This window comes from uncultured Aquimarina sp., from assembly GCF_947500065.1.
Taxonomy (GTDB): domain Bacteria; phylum Bacteroidota; class Bacteroidia; order Flavobacteriales; family Flavobacteriaceae; genus Aquimarina.
Window position 1 is genome coordinate 140,644 of the sequence record NZ_CANMQT010000010.1, and the last position, 22,638, is coordinate 163,281.

The 22,638-nt window shown below is 34.6% G+C and carries 14 protein-coding genes and 1 pseudogene; 1 reads left to right on the forward strand and 14 read right to left on the reverse strand.

Annotated features, from left to right (window positions below; genetic code table 11):
• Positions 1–77: 77 nt before the first annotated feature.
• From Q0975_RS22935 to Q0975_RS22970, 8 genes and pseudogenes are all read right to left on the reverse strand, one after another.
• Positions 78–371 (reverse strand): type II toxin-antitoxin system RelE/ParE family toxin, encoded by a 294-nt coding sequence (locus Q0975_RS22935; RefSeq protein ID WP_366889451.1) that lies wholly within the window; start codon positions 369–371, stop codon positions 78–80.
• Positions 346–612: an addiction module protein gene (locus tag Q0975_RS22940; protein ID WP_299441258.1), complete on the reverse strand. Its 267-nt coding sequence runs from the start codon at positions 610–612 to the stop codon at positions 346–348. Before Q0975_RS22940 ends, Q0975_RS22935 begins: the two co-directional genes overlap by 26 nt.
• Before the next feature lie 268 nt (positions 613–880).
• Positions 881–1,021, reverse strand: a pseudogene (locus Q0975_RS22945) (transposase); the annotation flags it as partial.
• A 344-nt stretch (positions 1,022–1,365) separates the two neighbouring features.
• A complete protein-coding gene (locus tag Q0975_RS22950; RefSeq protein WP_299441261.1) occupies positions 1,366–1,815 on the reverse strand; it encodes a hypothetical protein in 450 nt (149 codons plus the stop codon).
• Between the two features lie 2 nt (positions 1,816–1,817).
• Positions 1,818–2,126 (reverse strand): hypothetical protein, encoded by a 309-nt coding sequence (locus tag Q0975_RS22955; protein WP_299441264.1) that lies wholly within the window; start codon positions 2,124–2,126, stop codon positions 1,818–1,820.
• A gap of 39 nt (positions 2,127–2,165) precedes the next feature.
• Positions 2,166–2,681 carry a hypothetical protein gene (locus Q0975_RS22960; protein WP_299441267.1) on the reverse strand — a complete coding sequence of 172 codons (516 nt, stop codon included), beginning with the start codon at positions 2,679–2,681 and terminating at the stop codon, positions 2,166–2,168.
• Between the two features lie 10 nt (positions 2,682–2,691).
• Positions 2,692–9,561 (reverse strand): DUF6443 domain-containing protein, encoded by a 6,870-nt coding sequence (locus Q0975_RS22965; RefSeq protein WP_299441270.1) that lies wholly within the window; start codon positions 9,559–9,561, stop codon positions 2,692–2,694.
• A 15-nt stretch (positions 9,562–9,576) separates the two neighbouring features.
• The gene (locus Q0975_RS22970) at positions 9,577–13,179 is read right to left on the reverse strand and encodes a hypothetical protein (RefSeq protein ID WP_299441273.1); all 3,603 of its coding nucleotides are present in this window, start codon (positions 13,177–13,179) and stop codon (positions 9,577–9,579) included.
• A 724-nt stretch (positions 13,180–13,903) separates the two neighbouring features.
• Here Q0975_RS22970 and Q0975_RS22975 point away from each other — a divergent pair.
• Positions 13,904–14,422, forward strand: coding sequence for a lipocalin family protein (locus tag Q0975_RS22975; protein WP_299441275.1), 519 nt, complete (start codon positions 13,904–13,906; stop codon positions 14,420–14,422).
• 14 nt (positions 14,423–14,436) lie between these two features.
• Here Q0975_RS22975 and Q0975_RS22980 read toward each other — a convergent pair whose 3' ends face one another.
• The 6 genes from Q0975_RS22980 to Q0975_RS23005 form a co-directional block, all read right to left on the reverse strand.
• Positions 14,437–15,873, reverse strand: coding sequence for a rubredoxin (locus Q0975_RS22980; protein ID WP_299441278.1), 1,437 nt, complete (start codon positions 15,871–15,873; stop codon positions 14,437–14,439).
• Positions 15,874–15,875: 2 nt separating this feature from the next.
• Complete coding sequence (locus tag Q0975_RS22985; protein ID WP_299441281.1) at positions 15,876–19,397, reverse strand: nitrate reductase; 3,522 nt, start codon at positions 19,395–19,397, stop codon at positions 15,876–15,878.
• Between the two features lie 421 nt (positions 19,398–19,818).
• A complete protein-coding gene (locus tag Q0975_RS22990) occupies positions 19,819–20,145 on the reverse strand; it encodes a hypothetical protein (protein WP_299441283.1) in 327 nt (108 codons plus the stop codon).
• Between the two features lie 89 nt (positions 20,146–20,234).
• Positions 20,235–20,564 carry a hypothetical protein gene (locus Q0975_RS22995; protein WP_299441286.1) on the reverse strand — a complete coding sequence of 110 codons (330 nt, stop codon included), beginning with the start codon at positions 20,562–20,564 and terminating at the stop codon, positions 20,235–20,237.
• Positions 20,565–20,939: 375 nt separating this feature from the next.
• Positions 20,940–21,761, reverse strand: coding sequence for an ABC transporter ATP-binding protein (locus Q0975_RS23000; protein ID WP_299441289.1), 822 nt, complete (start codon positions 21,759–21,761; stop codon positions 20,940–20,942).
• 11 nt (positions 21,762–21,772) lie between these two features.
• The gene (locus Q0975_RS23005) at positions 21,773–22,636 is read right to left on the reverse strand and encodes an ABC transporter ATP-binding protein (RefSeq protein WP_299441292.1); all 864 of its coding nucleotides are present in this window, start codon (positions 22,634–22,636) and stop codon (positions 21,773–21,775) included.
• Positions 22,637–22,638 lie beyond the last annotated feature (2 nt).

The following is a 22,638-nucleotide window of genomic DNA, read 5'->3' on the forward strand; positions in this document are numbered from 1 at the left end:
GACAAGCTCTTACCGCTTACTCATACCCAGCACAGATTCCAAATCTGCGCTAGCATATCCGAGCCATCGGGATTGTTTTAACTTTTTGGTTTTCTACTGGTATGTAAAACAGCCTGTACATAAACTGTTTTATTTTCTATTGTATAATGAATTCCATAACGGAAGTGCTCCGTAAATACAATTCTAATTTCTTTATATCGTTTTTGGAAGTTATCAGGATCACTTTCTATTCTAATCAGAACTTCATCTATTTCATTCAGCAATTCAAGTGATAATTCTGTGTTTTCCTCATACCATTCAAGAGCTTCGGTAATATCCAGTTCAGCTCCAGGTTTAACAACTAACTTATATCCTATGTTTCGATTGTAGATCGGATTTTACTTCTCTCCAACTTCTTCCACTATTAGGATTTGCTTTATGATCTGCTAATCGTTGATCTAAGATGTTTTTATGTTCATCAGATATTTCATAAGATGATTCGCTTACCTTTCTTCTATATTTCAACATATTTTTGAAGGCCTCAATAAGTGTAGGATCTTTTACATCTTTCAACTCCTCTAATATCCATTCGATATCTGCCTGTAAATCCATAACATTCATGTTTATATTCATAACAAAGATAATTTAATATAATTTATATTATATGCACAAATATTAATACTATTAGTTTTCAGTGTATCGGATAATAATTATTCACGATTTCGTATAGATTTTCTAGATCCCTCACTCCCCCTAGTCTGTGACTAGTGGCTTTAATGTTGTCTCGTCCTAAAAAAAGTTTACATATTTTACATTAATCCTAAAATAGCTTTACAGCTTACTCTTAGTCCTATTATTGTAAACCAATAATAGGGCTTTTTGTATAATAATTCTTCCATAGTTTTTCTGTTCTACAATAATCTATGCTTTGTGAAGGAATAGATAGATACTTTTCTCTAGTAAAAACATCAATCCAATAAACTGTAGCAAAACTCACAAAATATAAACCTGATTTATTGTGAAATTTGTAATTCCTACTCATCTTACTAAAATATAAAAAAGCTACTAGCATGCACATGCTAGTAGCTTTTTGTTTCTCTTTTTATTGCTTACTCTGACCTGCCAATCGTTGACGCCACTAGTCACAGACTAGCGGTAGCGATCACTCTAGCGGCAGCTGGGGGATCTAACACAAAAACTAGCACAATAAAAAAACCAGCTACATTTCTGCAACTGGTCTTTCTCTTTTATTTAGTATCCATGCCGCTCACTCAGAACGCTGCGAAGTTAAAAACTGTCGCAGAGCCTAATCACTCTTCGGAGAGCTGGAATATAACTAATTAACACTCGCGATAGAGCATTTTTTAAATCATCACTATCAGTTAATCATGGAAATCGGGGGCTAGTTTCGTTTTCTAACTCTTTTTTCCTTTTAAAATAGACTTGTTCAGCATTTGCTTCTTTCTCTATTATAAGGTTCTCATAGGTCTTCTTGTCATCACATAATTCAAAATATCCTAAAGTAGCTTGTATAAAAGGATATATATCTTCATCTTTATCGGTTGATCTAAAATACCATTTTTTATCTATTTTATTATCTATAACTTCAAACAACTGACAAGGACAAGCGAAAACAAACTCATCATCATCAATTAAATAAGCCTGATAAGTTTCAAAAATTATTATTCCCATTACTGAATAAATTTTCCCTATTTCCAAGTCTCCATATTCACTATGTGCAGTTACACCAAACCTCCCAAGTATATTTTCCTCTAATGAACTATACTCATAAGACCTTAAAGATTCACCTGTATTATATAAACAACGAACTTTCATAATTATTTAAATTTAAAATCATCAACTGCTTTTAAAACTCCTTTGTCCCATTTCGCAACATAATGAATAATAGCATTTACACCTTCAGCAGTTTTAACTTTATATTCCATTTTAGACCATCCTAACCAGCGTGGATCTGTCATTCCTTCCATTATCCTTACTCCTATACTAGGATTTGACCTTGCACTCTGCATAGCCATTTGTTCAACTAGATTCCCTGCTACAGTTCTTCCCGTGGAACCAAGTCCAAGTGCTGATAAACTACTACTTCCCGTAATAGCTGATAGTTCGTACCCTTCTAATACAGTCACCGAAACATCATCTAACTTGCTAGAAGCTCTTGCTAGCGTTTATTTACCCGAGCTATAAGCTTTTACTTTTGTAATATCCTCAAATTCTATATTGGAGATTTTACTTTTTGTAAGTATATCTTTTGCTTTCTCTGTGCAAAAAATTAAAGCTGTGCCTTCAGGACAGAAAAAATCTGAACCATCCCAACTATTATGATCAAAATTATAACCGATATAAAAACCTTTTTGCTCTGGCTTTATCAATTTACCACATCGCCCTGTAACCTGTAAACCGTAACGTTTATCTTTAGGTTTATCCATTTCTAGGTTATAAACATCCCAACCCTTTAAGGCATTATCCTTTAAAATTTTCAAAAATTCTTGAGATATTGATTTGTTAATACCATCGTTAAAAAAATTCGCATCGTATAAACGTTTACCCATAGCTATTTTAAACTTCGAAGGTTGATCTCCCTTGGACTTCCCCAAAATTAAATCAGATCTTTCAAAATCCTTATTAACCCATTCTAAAACAGCTTCTCCACGTTTTTGAGCATTTCTTAAAATATAAAACATATATTATTATTTAAAACCCATAATTTCTCATTAACTCAAACCCAAAATCTAACACTTCTTGTCTCTTGAAATTACCTCCATGAAGACTTTCTTGAATATAACCTTCCCAAATGTCATTAAATTCTTTGGCACTTCTTCTATGGGAGTTTTTCTGCCACCACGTCATAAATTCTGGATGATGAATGTTGATCATTTTACCATTAAAAAAGTCTTCAAATTTTTGAGGAAAAATATGGTGTGCATCTTTACCTTTTCCAAAAGAATTGGTGAATAATTTTAAATTAAACCTGTAATTACCTTTGGTAAACCATCTAAATTGACTGTAAAATTGCTTTATTCCTTGAGTTTTTCCTACTCCACCAAACGGAAGAGTACCTACTTCAACCATTCCCGTTAAATAGATTTCTGCAACCTCGTTTGCCTCTTCAGCTTTTTCAAAAAAGACTTCTCTTCGATATTCACGTTCTTCATACTCTTCATTCGAAGTAACAAAGTAATTGAATAATGTGCTAAACCATGCTTCAAAAGATTCTGGTAAATCATCACAGCAACTCTGTTGAGATTGTATAGCGTTCCATTCTTCATCAGATATATCATGATTTAATTCTTCAGCATACACTATTGCCGAATTACTATCTCCATTAATAGAGGTAATTGGAGCAGGTGTATTATTAGCATCAGGCATAAACCCTGCAGCTGCTAAACCTTCTCTCACATTACTACCATAGAAACTAAAATCATCGGTATCCAAACCACTATTTTGAAAAGAATCTCCACTTCCCCAAAAAATAGAAGAACCCGTTGATCCATCAAAACCTCCATAATGGTTTCCACCAGATAGACCCCAAGAATCAGCACCACTAGGATCAGCATAAAACACTGGATTATTATCAAAGGCATTATAAGGGGATAATCCGTGATGTACTACCGGATCAATACGATTCCATCTGGCAATCGCAGGATCGTAGGCTCTAAGTGGCATCTCGTACATATTGTAGCCTAAGTCTTCTGTCAGTTCTGTACCATTGTATTTATAGTTATGTTCCCTACCAGATATTTGGTTATTGTACCCTTTATGTTGCAGACCAAAAGGATAGTAGTTATTCTCTGCCAGAATCTCATGATCGTTCTCACTATCTCCATCTACATCTATGTTATTTCTAAGAACGTCTACACGACCATCTCCATCTCTATCCGAGTAACTTAATCGGATATTACCCAAATGGTCTGTGAATTGGTAAATATAACTATAATTTCCGTTTCCATCAGGTTCTATATAGCCTTCCGAATGACCAAAATGCTCTAACTGCCCATTTTTATATACATAACTTCCATCATATTCGGTTGTTATTGTATTATTTCCTTGGGTAACAATTTTCTTTACTTTGGCTCCGCTGGCATTATATACATAGGTAATCGTTCCTGTACTGGTTGTTACCTGTGTTGGTAGATTATAATAGTTATATGTAATATCAGCAATCTGCTTATTACGATCTGTAATCATATTACCATTAACATCATAGGTGTATTCTTCTGCAATATCTACACCCTCTATAAATCCTTGGCCACTAGCTGCATAATCCTTAACCTTGACAAGCTCATTACTGGTATCAGCATAGGTATACACAAGATCATCCATCGCACCAAAACTGGTTGCCGCTGTATTGGTATTTCCATTTCTTTTTAGGGTCAATATATTACCGTTCTTATCATAACTTACGCCATATAAATTATACCTACCGCTATTATCAATTGCTGATGTAATACGATTCATGGTATCATATTCATACATATAACTACGTGTAGTATCGTCATTAGCTGTTCTCCATGATATTGCAGAAATATTTCCATTATATAATGCTGTACCATTTTGTAATGGATCATTATAATGAAGCTGTAATGCAAAAAGATCATTACCTAATTGATCAGGCGTATTAATACTGGTGAGCCATCCTCTTATATTATAGGTGTAATCTACTGTTTGTAATCCACCACCTACAGTTTTTGATTGTAATGCACTTAGCTCATCATAGGTGTTTTCTACAACTACTTCTTCACTATTGCCTTGTATGGTTTGCTTTTGATTAAGTACTCTACCCATATGATCATACTCAAAAGTAGCTACCGTAACTATTGGGGTAGTGGTATCTTTTATATGTGTTGTGGTAGATTCTATTACTTTCCCTACAAAATCCAGTTTATATTTTACCTTATTAATAGAGTTTAAATACACATCCTCTACAATTGCATACACTGATCTTCCTTGAGTATCATAATATGTTACTGATGTAGACCAATCATTGGTTCCTAGTGTTTTTTGTTTACTACCGGTAGCTAATGATTTTGTTCTGATCGCTAGGTCTTTTTCATACACTTGATCAGGACGGTTAAATATCGAAGATTCGGTACTTAAAAAATTATAATCATCATAATAATTGATAGTTAATACTTCGGCGTTTTGTCCTTGCACATTAGGGTATCCGTCATTATTATAATACATACCAACACCACCAAGCAGAACTTCACTTCCTTTTTCTACCCATAATGGCGCAGTAAGTGCTGTTACTTCTTGTTGTATCTCCTGTCGATTACGTGAATCAATGATTGTACCTGTATAAGCAACTCGACCATAGGTATCATATTTGGTAAACATCCATTTTTTGACCGATGCAGCACGCTGATTAGCATCTTGCACCATCACTGGCTGATCTAATCTATTATATATGATATATTCCCATCCTTTTCCAGGAATTTTCTTTTCTATAAGTCTATTGTATTGATCATATCTATATTGATAACATAGCTCGGCAAGCTCGCTAACCGATACTCCATTAGTAATATCAACTTTTGGCGGGATCACGAAAGTAAGATTCCCAAAATCATCATATACAGAGTAGGTATCATGAGCAATGTCATTGTTATAGGAGCGCTGTAATAATGATTGCCCGGATTTGTTGGTAAATACTTCTGTAGTTCTATTTTGCTGATCTTGGAATGCCCAGTTCTGGTCTTTACTGATTACTTTAGTTAGTTCTCCAGAAGGATAATACCCATTTGATACTAAAGCAGGAACACCTCCCGTAATCACTACATCAAAACGTGCTACCTCATTGGCTACATTTAATGCATACCCAGATTTTACGGTTGCATTACCGGATACTACCTGTTCATAGTCTGTAAGAATTTGTATTTGGGTTAGATCATACGTTTGTACACTTATCAGTCCTCCTGTCGGAGCAGGGTTATTTGATGTTTTAGTGATCACAAAATAGTTGTTTTCTATCCCTGCTTTATAATGTGTGGGATTTCCAGATGCATCGGTGATTGCTCCTAAATCGATAGATTTAATTATTGGATATATATCCAAACGATCTAAACGACCTGTTGGTAAGGTGTTAATAGCATCTTTATCGATTGCTTTGATATCCAGCGTCAACACCCCATTATTGATCGTTATTCTAACATAATTATTAGATAAATTTGGAGGACTACCCTCATTATTCTCCTCTGAACCTTCGGCTATAGCAAATAATTTATGTGCCTCCCAAAATTTAGCATAGGAAGTAGTTATCGGATACGAAGTATATGTTGGATTTTCATAGGTAACATTCGAGGAATCGTATTCCCAGATATTACCGGGTGCTGCCTGTTCTTGCACACGATTAGCAGGAGATTGATCAACAATAGTTTCACTATACGGATTTAAGGTATGCTGATACTTGTTTGTATTGTAAAATCCTTGTAAGGCTTCTAATGCACTGTCACGATATTCTCCTTTATTGCCATCAGCAGCGTACGGCAAATAACTTTTGGTCGTTCTACCATATTGATCATATTCTATATGAGATACAATATCTTTAGGGTTTCGGTTAAGATCCTTAAAAATATCGGCTAAACTAGTTTGTGTACCATCCAGTTTTTGCACTAGTGGTTTCCAAAAATATTGACGCGTTAGTACATCAGTACTATAGTATAAATAACTTCTGAATCGTGAAGTGGTGGTATTATCTCTCCATTTAAATTCGTGACCATTTAATACTTTATTTCCATTAATGTCATAAACTCCACTAACTCCTGTATTACCTCCACCGTATTGATATGGATGTATTACTCCAACAACCATATACCATGTATCTAGCTCTGGAAGATCACTCGCCCAGAAATATGGATTGTTATTGGCGGTACCACTTAGGTTATTTACATTTTGGGTACCGTGATAGGTAGCTCCATTCTGAGACCCTGTTCTTTTTACCCAAACGCTATATCGATATCCTACATTTTTATCTACAGCAAAGTAATCGGTGTTCCAACCTCCATCTGCATTATTATATTCATCATTACCACAACGCCAAACAAGTGAGCGTTCTCCACGAGGGTCTACGTCCCGAATTCTATGATTCTCTGCTGTAGCTCCATTTTGATTAAAAAATGCTGTACTTCCAGATCCTTCTGCCCAATCCATCGGTAGTTCATTATTTATGGTATTGAACGATATCGCAGATGCATTGATTCCTATTTGTTGCTTCGCTCGACCTAAACCATCAAAATAGGTAATACTCTCTATAACATCTTTATCATATTTAATAGCTGATGAGGACTGCATTGGAGCTTGATATGCTCTGGTAAAAACATAGTTCTCATCGCTAAAAACTACATTATTATAGGGTCTTGATATACATCCTCCATAATTACCCATCTCATCAGGACATTGATCTAATGAGTTACCTACATAGCCTACGGGTTGTAAACTAGCTAGTATGGTATTGTCTGGTTCACCAAAGCCATCATTATCTGTATCTTTATAAAAAGTACTTGGTGTTAGATTGGTTATAAGAGTTGTCGTATCATCAACATCCGTATTATTTTCTACATATCCGACAGGTTGCGTACATTGAGTTTTGGTAACTAACCTATTTCCCCAACCGTCTCCATCATTATCTACATACCATACCGTATTGGGGTTGATGGAAGCATTACTATCATCACAATCTCTATTATCGGTTACATAACCGCTAGGTTGTGTACTTTGATATTTTTTATCCGTATTAGTACCAAAGGTATCCTGATCAGCATCCCGATAGAAATTACTAGGAGTGATATTGGTTATTAAGTTATTGCTATCATCGTTATCATCATCATTACGCACATAACCTGAGGGTTGTACACATTGTGTTTTGACTACCGAAGCATTTCCCCAACCATCTGCATCCGCATCACGATACCATTTGGTATTGGGATTGATTGCTGCATCATTGTCATTACAATCGCTGTTATTAGTAACATAGCTACCAGGTTGTACACTACGATAAATACTTGCCGAAGGATTACCATAAGTATCTAGATCTGAATCTGCATAAAAGGTTCTGGGTGCGATATTGGTAATCAGATTATTGTTATCATCATAATCGTCATTATTACGTACATATCCACTAGGCTGAGTACATTGTTTTTTTAGTACTGAGGCATTTCCCCATCCATCATTATCAGCATCACGATACCAACGAGTATTTGGGTTTAGAGAGGAATCGTTATCATTACAATCACTACTATTGACTACATATCCGCTTGGTTGTATGCTCTGGTATTTACTGTTAGCAGGGTTTCCGAAAGTATCGTTGTCTGCATCTCTATAAAAATGCATTGGGGTTATGGTAGTAATCAAACTATTACTATCGTTAAGATCGTCATCATTTAATACATAACCGCTAGGTTGTGTACATTGCTTTTTGGTTACCGAAGAGTTCCCAAACCCATCTCCATCAGCATCACGGTACCAAAGAGTGTTTGGGTTAATAGCTGCGCTATTATCATTACAATCGCTACTATTTGTTACATAACCATTTGGGCGAGTACTACGATAGGTTTTGTTGGTAGGATGCCCGAAGGAATCATTGTCTGCATCTCTATAAAAATTACGAGGAGCGATATTAGTGATCAGATTAGTACCATCGTTGTAATCATCATCATTACTTACATATCCACTGGGTCTAGAACATTGTTTTTTGGTTACATTCTTATTTCCCCATCCATCATTATCAGCATCTCGATACCAAACCGTATTAGGGTTTAGTGAAGCATTGCTATCATTGCAATCTAGCTTATTTAACACATATCCAAGTCCTACAGAACATCCTGTTTTGGTGCTACTGGCAATCCCATATCCATCTCCATCGGCATCTCGATACCAAACTGTATTTGGACGGATGGCAGCATTACTATCATTACAATCCAATTTGTTCAGCACATATCCGCTAGGTTGCGCACAAGATTGTCTAGGTGCTTGTCCTATAACAATAGATCCAAGATATTCACTACCATAGCCATCGCCATCACTATCTCGGTACCAGGTTTTTAATAAATTAAGGGATGCATTACTATCATTACAATCTTTATTATTAGTTACATATCCGTTAGGTCTTACACTACGATATGTTTTAACACTATAATCTCCATAACTATCTCCATCAGCATCCCTATAAAAATTACGGGGAGCAATATTAGTAATCAATGCATTACCATCATTATAATCGCCTCCAGCACTTACATAACCTGAGGGTTGATAACATTGTTTTTTAGTTATTGAATTAGTTCCATAACCGTCTCCATCAATATCGCGATACCAGGTAATCCCTGGATTTATACTGGCTTTGGTATCATCACAGTCGGTATGATTGGAAACATATCCAGACGTAGGAGCATATTTAATATCCAGGCTTAAGGTATTATTATTTCCATAACCGTCTCCATCAGCATCTCTGTAGTATGTTATTTTATCTCCGTCAGGTCCTATAAGGATACCATCTCCAGGACCACCTAACTGAGCAACAGTAGGAAGTGTTGTGAAAAATATCAGTATAAGGTATATATATTTAGTATTCATCTGTTCTTCTGTTGTTTAATTACTTTTATACTTATATTGATTCTCAGATATCAAATTACCGCGTTCATCTTTTACAAACTGTAATCGATGTTGGCTATCATATTCATAATACATCGTATAGCCTCTTGGATCGGTTTGACTGGTCATTCCAATAAGTGGATCATAGGTATAGGTAACCATCTGTTTATTGTTGAAATACGTATGAGAACGTAGTTCTTGCAATGCAGTGCGCAATGCTAGTTCTGAAGTAGGATTTTTATCATCGTTGGATGCTAATTGTGCTGCTGCTATTAGGTTTTTTACGTCTTGTGGCATTCCTTCATAGGTAGCATTAGCAATCACAGCGATCGGTGCTGTTTCTTGGTATCCCCAAACATAAATGGTATGAACTCCTTCTCTTGCGGATGTTTCTAATGGATTCCCATTTCCATCATACTTATGATATACCGTTTGATCCCTCAGACTGGTATCTTCTTTAGCCGCTTGTATTGTTTCTGGAAGATATTCACCTGTATCCCACTGCTTAAAGTTGACCAAAGCCGTACTCTGCTTTTGGTTTTGATGATAAGTTTCTGTTTTCACAGGTGATGAAATTCTGTTATCTGTGATTAGTATATTTTCGTTCACTTGTGGATGGTACGGATAAAAATAATTCACTTTTTTACTATCGCCTTTAGAATCCGTAGTGGTTTGTTCTATAAGTTGATTGTTATTATCATAGGCATATTCCTGAACCGTTGTAGCAAACTGATTAGGATCAATATCTGAATAGGTTTTGGTAGTTACCTTACTCCTTAGATATTGCACATTAGTTTCCTTATATTCTAAGGTGGTATATAGTTCATGCTTAATTGCATCATCTAAACTAGATGTCAATTGCCATCCTGGAAGATGTTCTATCTCCACATTACTAACTCCGGCTGCCATTTGTCTTAATCCACTTCCAGGAAGACTATTTGAATGTGATCCCGTAGCGCTTACCAATGACTTAGCATAGTTTTCGAATTCAGCCTGTGTCCCGTTGATATATTTGTCTTCAAAATCTTGTAATAGGATCACCGGAATATTTGAAAGTTTTCCTAATTGATATTGCCATGGAATCCAATCTGGATAATGCATATTTCTTTTTACACCAGTCTTAGAGATTACTTTGATTGCATACGGATAGTTAGCATCCAAAGAATTTCCGAAAGCATCTCTATTTACTACTACAGGTTCATAATCATATGTTTTTTCTGAAATCAATATTTCTTTGGCACCAATTTCTAAATCTGTTTTAAACTTATAGGCTTTGGTAGCTGCAATACGAATTCCTGATTCATTACTTCCTTTAGGCATACGATCATAAAACTCTTTGGTTCTAAAATCTAATTCTGAAGCAAAGAAATACGGCTCCTCGAAGGTGTATACCGTTTTTCCGTTTTTAGTTCCATCATTCGTAGACACTATCGATTCGCTTACTTGGCTATAATACATTGGTACTCCACGATTTTCTACATAAAAAGGATATTTAAAATTGACCAAATCTGTTCTAATTTCATTGTCAATAATTTCTTTTGGTAGTTCTTGTAATACGGAGTATACTTTTCCACTAGATAATAAATTGTCATCCGTATAAGAAAATTCTTTAACAGTATACTCACCAGTATCTGTTGCAGTACTTTTAATACTAGCGACTCTAATCCCACCATACGGACGATCGTAGGATTCTTTTCGATATCTAGATTGGTCTAAATAATTCACAAAAATAGAAGCTTCTGATCCGTGATTGGTTTGCACATAAAATGTGTAAGTCCCTGGCTGGATCGTAAGAGATCCACCTCTACTCGTATTAAAGGGGATATAATCATCTAGTTGTTCATTAGGATCTGCTTTGATATCCAAATTGAGGTAGGGAGCAAAACTGGTTAGTGTCTGGTCGTAATATGAAGTCACAGATGGATTGGATCCGTGTTTGAAAATTTTTACTTGTACTGCACCTCCGATTTCAGTGGTTTTGGCTATATGGCCGATAGATATTTGGGTAGGGGTATCAAAAGTTCTGGTAATAGCTTTTTCTTGTGGAACACCGATACTATTTGCTCCAATACTTTTTAATTCAAAATTATGTATATAATCAAAAGAAGTTGCCGAATGAGGCGTATAATCAATGACTCTGGGCAATACATTGGCTTCATACATAATATCCGTATATCCTCCTGTTTTATATCGAATTCGCTGTAATGCGCCAGCTACTGTAGCATTAAACACAGGATCATTTCCCTCTGATGCTTCTAATACATCTTCAGTAGCTTGCGCTCCTGTATAGAATCCCCAGTAATCCATCTTAGAAAACACCTCGTCCTGATCAAATGCATATGCAGGGATTGCATTCGGATCATTTTGATGATAATACTCAAAACCATAGGCAAATTCACCATTAATAGTAACATCAGTTAATAATCGTCTGTTTCCTGAAGTAGTCAATGAATAGCTATTGATCAATGTATTATGAAAATCCTTTAATTCGATACGTTCATACTGATGTTGCATACCCGTTGGAACCATTTTGGTTATAAAATTCAAGGAACCTTCGGCAAAAGTAATATTGGATAATACTGGCTTAGTGACATCTACATCCAATCGTGTATGTGTGTATACATAAGGATCTTGTCCATATTCTAAATCTTGTTGTTGATCTCCTACTCCACTAAGTAACTCAATTTCTTTACTTAGTCCTATCAAGAATTCTGATTGTAATCCTTTATAAGAATATATTTTAGGTAAGAATGCCTTTGTTTGGAATAGATGATCTTGATAATTAAACGTAATTTCTTTGGTTGTATTCGGTGGTATAATACTGGTTAAATACCAGCTACGTGTATATGAATAGATTGGTTCTATAGGTAGTATTTGTTGTTGCCCATTAATCCCAGTATGAAAAATATCATCTTCTGGTACCGGAGTAAAAACTTCTTTATTCGCAAAAACATATCGCACCCCTTCAGAATCGGTTACTTCGATCTGATTCCAACTAAATGTTACTTTAGCATTATGATGTGATAATAATACTGGTTGAAGATTTTCACCCAATTTAAATGTGAAATTTAATCGTCCAGCATTTACTCTAAATACATCGGGCTCCCCATCCGCTAATCCCTGTGCTAATAAATAGGCATGATGTTCTTTAATTACTTTTTTATTATCGGTTTCAGTATAATGAGGACGTAGATAATCAGGATCATCCAAACTGACACCTAAAGGATTAAAATCATAATAGGTATTAAGATGGAATTGCTCCCGAATATTTTGTGACCCATAATATCCCTTAGGATGATCATCTGGTAATCCGCGAACTTCTCTAGATACCATTCCTGTAGCAGCTAGATCCCAACCAAGTCCAATGGGAGATGGTTCTGCCATTACCTGAAGGCCAGAGTAACTGTATTGCAATCCTACATTCCAGCTCACTCCATTCTGACTAATGGTGTGAATAGGTACTGCTTGTTGTACGGTACCGGTAGCACGGTTTACTGTAGCACCTCCAGCAGCAGTAACTTTGGCAGCTGTAGGAGCTGTTGTTGCTGATGGCGTATAGCCTCCATAATACTCCTGTTGTCCGTAAATGCACGTACTCATAATAATAATGAGTAATGTGGTGATGTTTCTCATAAAAAAATAACTAATAGTTAATAATCCCTTTTCAATTTTTCCGGCGGCAAACTTACGGGAAAACCCCCGTCTATACAATAGGTAATCTTTCATTTATCCAACGATCTAGTGTTCCTTTATCTAGTATCGGATGATCGTTTTAAAAACAAGATCAACAACACAAAAACAACCTTTTTAATTAAATTAAAAACTAAACTTTAACATTTTATAAATGCAGTTTTTAGCTCTTTTTATATTATTTATGATCACCTATTATTTGTTTTCCTATACGTATGTGTCTTGAGAAAAAGAAACGTTACCTGTAATTCTTGCTTTTTTTTCTTTTTTATTTCTAAAAAGTATCCTGAATATTGAATTTAAGGTGATTTCAAAACGATTTAAATTAAAAACAAACACCTATCTAACAATTGGTTACACTCTATTTTCATAGCTTTCAAAAGTCTTTTGTTAGGTTTATAAAAAATGAAGAGAAAAATTTAATTACAACGAAGCTAAATTTTCAATTAATCCTTTGAGAATTATGAGGTTTTGACATTTTAGATGAATAAAGCTTCTTTTTTCTGGTAAGATTATAATCTCACGAAAAAAAAGTTCTGCTAAGTTTATCCAAATATCCTATCCTCTCTTAGAAGAAGAGCCCCCTTTAGATGGGAACAGTTTTTGATAAGATAAAATCATTAATCTTCATCTTATGAGAACAAACTATCCAATACTATTATTGACTATCCTATTACTAGTAAGCTACTCTTGTTCTGACGGAAATAAAGAACCCTATCAAATTCCTAAAAACTCAGAAGAACTTATCGCAGGAGTATCTGGTAAAACCTGGAAAATTGCTAAACGACATAATGATGGTACCAGAATGAATATGGCTGGTTGCTTTTTATCTTATAGAACTACATATTCTCCAAATATGATAATGAAAGATAATAATGGAGATCAACATGACTGTGGTCCTTCGCTTATCGCTAATTGGAAAATCACACAAAACAAAGAAGGTCATTACTTTATTAAACTAAAAAGTGATCAACTTCCTGAGCTCATGAATATCGAAAAAGATTATAAGTTTTTTCAGATTACATATCTCAATAAAGATAGTTTGCAATTACGATATAGGCATGCGCAATTTTCCGGTCAAGTACGAACTATTGTTGATCTCTATGTTCAGGAAGATGCTTTAATTCCTAATCGGGATTTTCATAATAAATAATATTATTTGGTTTACTAAAACACCTCTAGTGTCATGTTTTCGAAATTATCTTTAGAAGCATCACAAAGTGCGCATTGATAGGATTCTGGTAAATCTATAAACTCGGTTCCTACTGGAATATCTGATACAAGATCGCCAACAGATGGATCGTATATTGTCTGGCAATCTTTACATTGAAAAACTTCGATTTCCATTTTCTCTTTCTTAGCAGAAACACCTACAAAACTTTCTTCATCTCCTTCTCCCAGATTCTGGAAATATGTTTTAGTAAGCTCCAATAATATAGCAGGCAAATCCATCTGATCTATATCCTGTGCATATACAATATACTTACGTGTATTGGGATCAAACTTTTTAGCATATAAAACATTATATGTTGGTCTGATCACAAAATCTTTTACTGCTTTTGGTGTTTTATTTTCTTCAATAACAACCGATGTAAAATATCTTTTTTGATTTCTCCTAATACTTATCGTAAAGGTCATGCCATAAGTACTGATATCATTTTGGTCAAAATTCATAACCAAAAACTTCTTAAGATCTAAAGCTTTTTGATTAGCAACTGGCAAATGCCAATTTAATTCTAAAGCAGAATGACGTACATTAATCCCAAACTGTCCTAAAAGCTTTTCTAGCGCTAACTTACATTCTTTAGGAATCCCCTTAATTACAAAAGATTTCCAAGGTGTTAAGCATATTTTACCAATACGATATTCAATACAAAATTCACACAGTGCTTTTAGGAATACAAGATCGTATTGATTATTTCGCCAATACAGTCCTAACCAGTATTGATTGATTCCCATTTTATTCATTCCTTCATAATAAGGAAAAGGTTTAAAGCTAACGCTGAGTGGTTTTTCTATAACCCTATTATTTGTATCGATACTCTCATTAAGGAACTGAAAAAGCTCATCAACATTTTCTACTTTCTGATATATATTTTCAATTTCTTGAGCAACTTTAGCGATATCCCATGTAAATATTAAAACGGGATAAAATACTTCTTCCCAACCAGGTAATTTTAAAAATAAATACCAATAATCTTCGTGAGCAGATGCGATAAAATTCAGATCTCCAGAAAACAAGGAAACCATTTGCTGTTGAGGATCGGTAATATTTACTTTTAATTTTGGTTTATATCTAAATTGCTCTAAAACATATAAATAGGTTGTGCCACGCAACCAAACTGTAGAATTAAAAATATCTATAGAAACGTAAGAACAACTTATATTTTGTTCTGTTTCTGGTGCGAAAAAATCAGAATTGAATGATTCATTTTCAGACACTATACTACCTTTAGGATCTTTAGATGGAAAAATAATATCTTGTCTGGATCCAAAATGAAAAGTATCCAACCCCAAATCTTCAGCATATACAATAATACGCTGCAATTCGCTAGGTGATAACATTCCTCCTTTAATATTTACTCGATGCATAAACTCTTCCATACCTAAGCTAATTGCATTACTTTATTTAGCACTTCTTTTATTTCTGGTTTACAGCTACCACAACCTAATCCAGCTCCAGTCTTTAAACACAGTTCTGAAAAATCTTCACATCCGGATTTTATAGCTTCTTCTAAATTACCTTCTCCCACCTGACTACATGAACAAATCAATTTTCCTAATACGGGTTCATCTGGTTTTGATGATCTTAGTAGTTCTTCTCTTTTTTCGGACAATTCTATTTTCTCTTCGATTAGCCTTTTAAAATCTGCAAATTCACTCTTATCACCCATCAAGATGGCACCAACCAACCAATCGTTTTTAATGATACATTTCTTATAAAATCGCTTTCCGACATCCATAAAAATCACTTCTTCATACGATGGATCATCTTTTGGCATATCGATATTACCGATACTGCAAAGGTCTAAATCTTCAAATTTTAGAATATTCATAAATACAGATCCTTTATAAATAGCACTAAAATCCCCTAAAAGATACTTGGCAACAATATCCGCTTGTTGTTCTGCGGCTGCAGTAATCCCAAATAAATTACCTTCAAATTCGGCAATCTCTCCTACCGCAAATATATCTGGATCACTAGATTGCAAATATTGATTAACAACAATTCCTCTTCGACAATTTACACCAACAGCTTTTGCTAAATCAATATTAGGAATCGTACCTATAGAATAAACAACTGCATTACAAGAAAAAGATTTTCCCGATTTAAGATTCACCAATAATGATCCAGAATCTTTATTAAAAACAGTATCTACTTCGTTATCAAAATGAATTTGTATTCCTTTTTCACGTACATCTTCTGCTAACAAACGACTTGCCACAATATCTAACTGACGCTCCATTAAACGGTTACCTCTTTGAATAATAGTGATTTTCACTTCTTTTTTGCGTAATGCAGCTGCCAGCTCTAAACCTAATAATCCACCTCCCACAATCGTAACATGTTGTTCCTTTTCTGGTAAGCCAGTATCATCCAAATAGTTTTTTAACTTGTCCGCATCACCGCGATCTCTCATAGTAAACCTTCCTGGTAAGTGAATAGGTACTTCTTTTGGCACAAAAGCACGACTACCTGTTGCCATTAACACTATATCGTAATCGTGTTTTTCTCCTTTACTGTCTACAAGGTACTTTTCTTCTCTATTGATCTCAGCTATTGGATTGCTTGTGGATAAATTAACATTAAGAGATTCCATACTTCCTTCTCTCATCTTCTGCAACTGTTCCCATGTAAGTTCTTCGCTCACATATTCTGGTAATAAAACACGGTTATAAAAAGGATATGGCTCTTTAGAAAATACTGTAATATCATCTTCCGTATTATACTCTCGATATGTTTGTATAAAACGATATGCAGCAGTACCTGCCCCAATGATGCAAATCTTTTGTTTTTCTTTTATAAATTTTGAAACCTGTACTGCGGAGAACTTAAAATCAGGTTCTTTAGAAACGGGATCAATAATACTGGTTGTTAGATTATTGGCTCTACCATAGTCGTTTCCTAAAACTTTACCCCAATGCATGGGTAAGAATACGACTCCTTTGCCTAGCGTATCTGTTACTTTTACTTTAACCTGTACTTTTCCACGTTTACTTTCTACCACAGCAATATCACCATCTTTAATCTTTCGGAGAAAAGCATCTACTTGATTGATTTCCAAAAAAGGATGAGGAATGTGCGTTAGTAGTCTGTTGACCTTTCCTGTTTTAGTTCTGGTATGCCATTGATCACGAACTCTACCTGTTGTTAAAATCAATGGGTGTTTCTCTGTTAATAATTCTGAAGTTGGTTTGGTAAATCTCGGTACTACAAACTTCGCATTTCCGGTATCGGTATAAAACCGTTTATCTTCAAATAAGCGAGCTGTTCCCGAATGGCTGCTTTCTGGCACTGGCCATTGAAAACTACCTTCATTTTTTAATCGGTCATAATTTAAACCCGTAATATCAATATTGGTTCCTTTCGTCAATTGACAATGTTCCTTATACACTTCTTCTACAGATGTATAATCAAACCCTCTATACCCCATTCGTTGAGCAAACTTCCATAGAATTTCTGAATCGGGTAATGCTTCTCCTGGTGGATCCACCACTTTATTTAGATAGGTAATACGACGTTCGCTATTAGTCATAGTTCCTTCTTTTTCTGCCCAACCCGCAGCAGGCAATACTAAATCTGCATATTCTAAAGTTTCTGAGCGATGCGAAATATCCTGTACAACAACAAATTTGGCTTTTTGAAGCGCTTTTTCAACTTTATTAGCATTAGGAAGACTGACTAGTGGATTGGTACAAATGATCCATACAGCTTTTAGTTTTCCACTTTCAAGTGCGTCAAACATTTCTGTTGCGGTCAATCCAGGTTTCTCTGAAATTTCTTTTCCTCCCCAAAAATTAGCAACCTGTGTTCTATGTTCTTTATTACTTAAATCTTTATGAGCAGCCAGTAAATTAGCCATTCCTCCTACCTCTCTACCTCCCATAGCATTGGGTTGACCGGTTAATGAAAAAGGACCTGATCCAGGTTTTCCGATATGACCAGTAAGTAAGGAAAGATTTAAAAGTGCATTATTTTTATTTACTCCTATAGAACTTTGATTTAGTCCCATAGCCCACAGCGTTATGAATCCTTTAGCATTACTTATATAGGAAGCTGCTTTTTTAATATCCGCCACTGTGACTCCACAAACTTTTGCTGCTTCTGTTAACGAAGTGGCTTGCAAAGATTGTTTTAGCAATTCGTAATTATCGGTGTGATTTGTTATGAAATTTTTATCGATTTTTCTTCGATCGATTAATCGTTTAGCGATAGCATTATATAATACAACGTCTGTTCCGGGTATTATCTGCAAATGTAGATCTGCAATATCACAAGATTGTGTTTTTCTTGGATCTACTACGATAATCTTAGTGTCTGGATTTTGCTCCTTATGTGCCTCTATTCTTCTATACAAAATTGGGTGACACCAAGCAGGATTAGCTCCGGCAATCATAAAACAATCCGATAATTCTATGTCATCATAAGCAATCGGAACACTATCCTCTCCTAACGCTTGCTTGTAACCAACAACCGCAGAGCTCATACATAATCTAGAATTAGTATCTATATTATTCGTTCCAATAAATCCTTTGGTAAGCTTATTTACCAGATAATATTCCTCTGTAAGACATTGTCCAGAAACATAAAACCCAACACTATCTGGTCCATATTTATCAATAATTGTATTAAAAACTGCCGTTGCACGATCAAAAGCCTGATCCCAGGATACTCGTTGGAGTTCATGTCCTTTACTCCACCTCATCTCTGGATACAGAATTCTATCACTCTTATCCTGAACCACATGATGTAAATTCATTCCTTTAGAACATAGCATTCCTTTGTTCACAGGATGATCAGGATCTCCTTCTACTGTAATCACTCCCTTAGCATCTTTTTTAGCTATTATTCCGCAGCCAACACCACAATACGAACAGGTAGTTTTATAAGATTTAAATACAGTCATATATCAATTTAAAAATACTCAAGTTTCCTCTCAAAACTAAGTATTAATACGTATTTCACATAACTCCAAAACCTTTTTCTCCTGCAGATCGGTAAGAATTACGAATTCAATAAAATATGTGTCTTTAAAAAATGATTATTGAATTATAAGGGGATAACTTTTATTAACTCACAAGTACAAAAAAGCCGGTTACAACTTCTCATAACCGGCAACACAAGAAACACTTAAAGCTACTAGTCTTTAAGGTTTCAAACACTAAATTGTTAGGACAGCTCCTACTATATATTTTTAAATATTAATTAATTTTCTGGTCAAAAAAAATCCGCCTAAGCAAATATTAGATTAAATATACCAATATTCCATAAACGGAGGTTAAAACTTGTTTCTTTTTGGAAAAATTTATGAACTATAACGTTACAGCTTAGGCTGCTTTTTCAATTCTTCTCAATAAACCTATTTCTATATACTCTGCAATCTTATCAGCTTTTTCTATCTTACCCGTATCAATCGGTATCCACCCATCAATCTTAATCATATCATTAGGGTTGCTACTAAAAAACATTTCGTATTCATACGTTTCTGAGTTATTATTAACCCCATAGGAATGTGGGTTATTCTTAACTTTATTAGTGATCCGCTTCTTTACTATTTCTATTTTGGATGCAAAATTTAGGTTTTCTGTATCAACATCTATCTCTACATCTAAAAATTCTGTGATAGCTTCGGCAATTAGTTCATCTACTTTCATAATTCATATTATTTTTGGGTTCATATTTACTTATAAAGAAATGGTTAAACGTAACATATTATTAACCGTAATTTAATAACTAATGTTTGTTAGTTTAAAGAGCTGCCTATTCTTCTTAACAGCCCTATTTCTATGTATTCATCTATTTTGTCTGCTTTTTCAATCCTACTTGTATCAATAGGAATCCATCCATCAATTTTAATCATATCATTAGGATTACTGCTAAAAAACATTTCATATTCATAGCCTCCTAATCCATTTACCATTCCATAAGCATCAGGACTATTTTTAACCTTGCTTGTTATACGTTTTTTTACTATTTCAATTTTCGAAGAAAAATCAAGGTTTCCAGTATCCCTATGGACCTCAATATCTAAAAACTCCGTAATTGATACAGTTATCAATTCTTCTATATTCATGCTTCTTGTTTTTAAAATTTAAAAAACACCCCTATTTTTTAAGGGTAATCATACGCATAAAGCTATTTTTATCATGATCAACCCTATAAAAACAATACAAATCTATACATAAAACGATTAAAAACACAAATGACCCCTAAAAAAATACCCAACAACACAAATAATTACATTTTAGCAAAAAAATGTTTCAATAAATTATTTTTTTTATAATTTGAAATAAAGAAATTTTAAAATTCACTAAGCTTAATAAGCAAGAAAAACAATCTAAATCCTTTCTTTTCAAAAAGAATAACAAACAAACACCTCATTTTGCTGTTTAAGTGTAAACAGCAAAATGAGGTGTTATTAAAATTATATACTCTTTTCTAAGTACTATTAATGTTCCAGAAAATTAATCAAATGCTCTCTATACTTATAATAGTCCGGATGATCCAAAACATCTTTTCTTAAACGAGGGCGTTCAAAATCAATTTCGAGTATATCCCCAACCTTAGCTCTTGGACCACTTGTCATCATAATCACTCGATCCGCTAAGAAAATAGACTCATCCACATCGTGTGTTATCATAATGGCCGTAATTTTTTCTTGATTCCAAACTTCTATAAGCACATCCTGCAACTCTCCTCTTGTGAGAGAATCTAACATTCCGAATGGTTCATCCAACAGCAACACCTTTGGTTTAAGAGCAAATGCTCTTGCAATCCCTACCCGTTGCTGCATTCCTTGAGACAAATCTTTTGCCTTTTTATACATAGCATCTTCAAGACCCACTTTTGACAAGTAATATTTCACAATATCATCTCTATCCTTTTTAGTTCCATGGGCAAATACTTGTTTAACTCCTAACATTACATTTTCATATGCGGTCATCCAAGGCAATAAACTTGGAGACTGGAATATAACTCCTCGATCAGGCCCAGGACCTTTGATAGTTTGATTATTAGCCACTATAGTCCCCCTAGAAATAGGATTGAGACCAGCAATCATTGTCAATAATGTTGATTTCCCGCAACCAGAATGACCAATTATAGATATAAATTCTTCATGTTTCACCTTTAAATCAAGATCATCTAAAACTACATAATCCCCTTTCGGAGTTGGGTAAATTTTAGTTAATTGAGAAATATCCAACATATATTTATCTTCAAACAATCCATTATCAGATCTTCTTACTTCTAATTGTTCTAATGTATCCATTACGCTCTTTTTTAACTAAAACTTATTCTTTTAAACGGTAAAGACTTTATTCTTGGCTTAATATCCGGTAACACATACCCATTATCTTTTTTAGAAGCTCTTTGTTCTCCAATCTGTATAAGATACTCCATGATACTATTACGAAGTTGTTTATACTCATCGTTATGATTAAGGGCTGTTTTATCCCTAGGTCGTTCTAAATTAATCTTATATTCTGGCCCCAGTGTCGCTTTAGGCCCAGGTTTTAGAGGAATAATACGATCAGCCATTAAAATCCCTTCATCTACATCATTAGTAATCAACAAAGCTGTCTTTTTATCCTTGTTCCAAATCTTTAGAATCTCTTGTTGTAAATTTCCTCTAGTTAGAGCATCCAAAGCACTTAACGGTTCATCCATCAAAATCATATCCGGGCTCATAGATAATGCTCTGGTAACAGATACTCGTTGTCTCATACCACCAGAAAGTTCTTTTGGAAGCTTCCCTATTGCTGGTGAAAGATTAACCATTTCAACATAATCCTCTATACGCTTATTTCTATCCTTTTTAGACATTTTTCTAAACGCTTCCTTTACTGCCATACCTACATTATTCCGAACATTCAACCAAGGTAATAGTGAATAATTCTGAAAAATCACTCCTCGTTCATGACTGGGACCTGTTACAGGTTCTCCTTTGAATAAAACCTGCCCCTCATCAGGCATCAATAATCCAGATATAAGATTAACTAGTGTTGTCTTTCCACTACCTGTAAACCCAACAATCGCTACAAACTCTCCTTCTTCAATTTCTAAGTTGATATTAGAAAGCACCTGCGTACGATCTTTTCCGGTTCCAAAAGATTTGGATACATTTCTTAATTCTAAATACGCCATAC

What these genes read in the sequence shown, in the direction of transcription:
- Q0975_RS22985 (WP_299441281.1), bottom strand. Translation starts at nt 19,397, where the DNA reads ATGACTGTATTTAAATCTTATAAAACTACCTGTTCGTATTGTGGTGTT.
- Q0975_RS23005 (WP_299441292.1), bottom strand. Translation starts at nt 22,636, where the DNA reads ATGGCGTATTTAGAATTAAGAAATGTATCCAAATCTTTTGGAACCGGA.
- Q0975_RS22960 (WP_299441267.1), bottom strand. Translation starts at nt 2,681, where the DNA reads ATGTTTTATATTTTAAGAAATGCTCAAAAACGTGGAGAAGCTGTTTTA.
- Q0975_RS22980 (WP_299441278.1), bottom strand. Translation starts at nt 15,873, where the DNA reads ATGGAAGAGTTTATGCATCGAGTAAATATTAAAGGAGGAATGTTATCA.
- Q0975_RS22950 (WP_299441261.1), bottom strand. Translation starts at nt 1,815, where the DNA reads ATGAAAGTTCGTTGTTTATATAATACAGGTGAATCTTTAAGGTCTTAT.
- Q0975_RS22975 (WP_299441275.1), top strand. Translation starts at nt 13,904, where the DNA reads ATGAGAACAAACTATCCAATACTATTATTGACTATCCTATTACTAGTA.
- Q0975_RS22965 (WP_299441270.1), bottom strand. Translation starts at nt 9,561, where the DNA reads ATGAATACTAAATATATATACCTTATACTGATATTTTTCACAACACTT.
- Q0975_RS22970 (WP_299441273.1), bottom strand. Translation starts at nt 13,179, where the DNA reads ATGAGTACGTGCATTTACGGACAACAGGAGTATTATGGAGGCTATACG.
- Q0975_RS22990 (WP_299441283.1), bottom strand. Translation starts at nt 20,145, where the DNA reads ATGAAAGTAGATGAACTAATTGCCGAAGCTATCACAGAATTTTTAGAT.
- Q0975_RS22995 (WP_299441286.1), bottom strand. Translation starts at nt 20,564, where the DNA reads ATGAATATAGAAGAATTGATAACTGTATCAATTACGGAGTTTTTAGAT.
- Q0975_RS22940 (WP_299441258.1), bottom strand. Translation starts at nt 612, where the DNA reads ATGAATATAAACATGAATGTTATGGATTTACAGGCAGATATCGAATGG.
- Q0975_RS23000 (WP_299441289.1), bottom strand. Translation starts at nt 21,761, where the DNA reads ATGGATACATTAGAACAATTAGAAGTAAGAAGATCTGATAATGGATTG.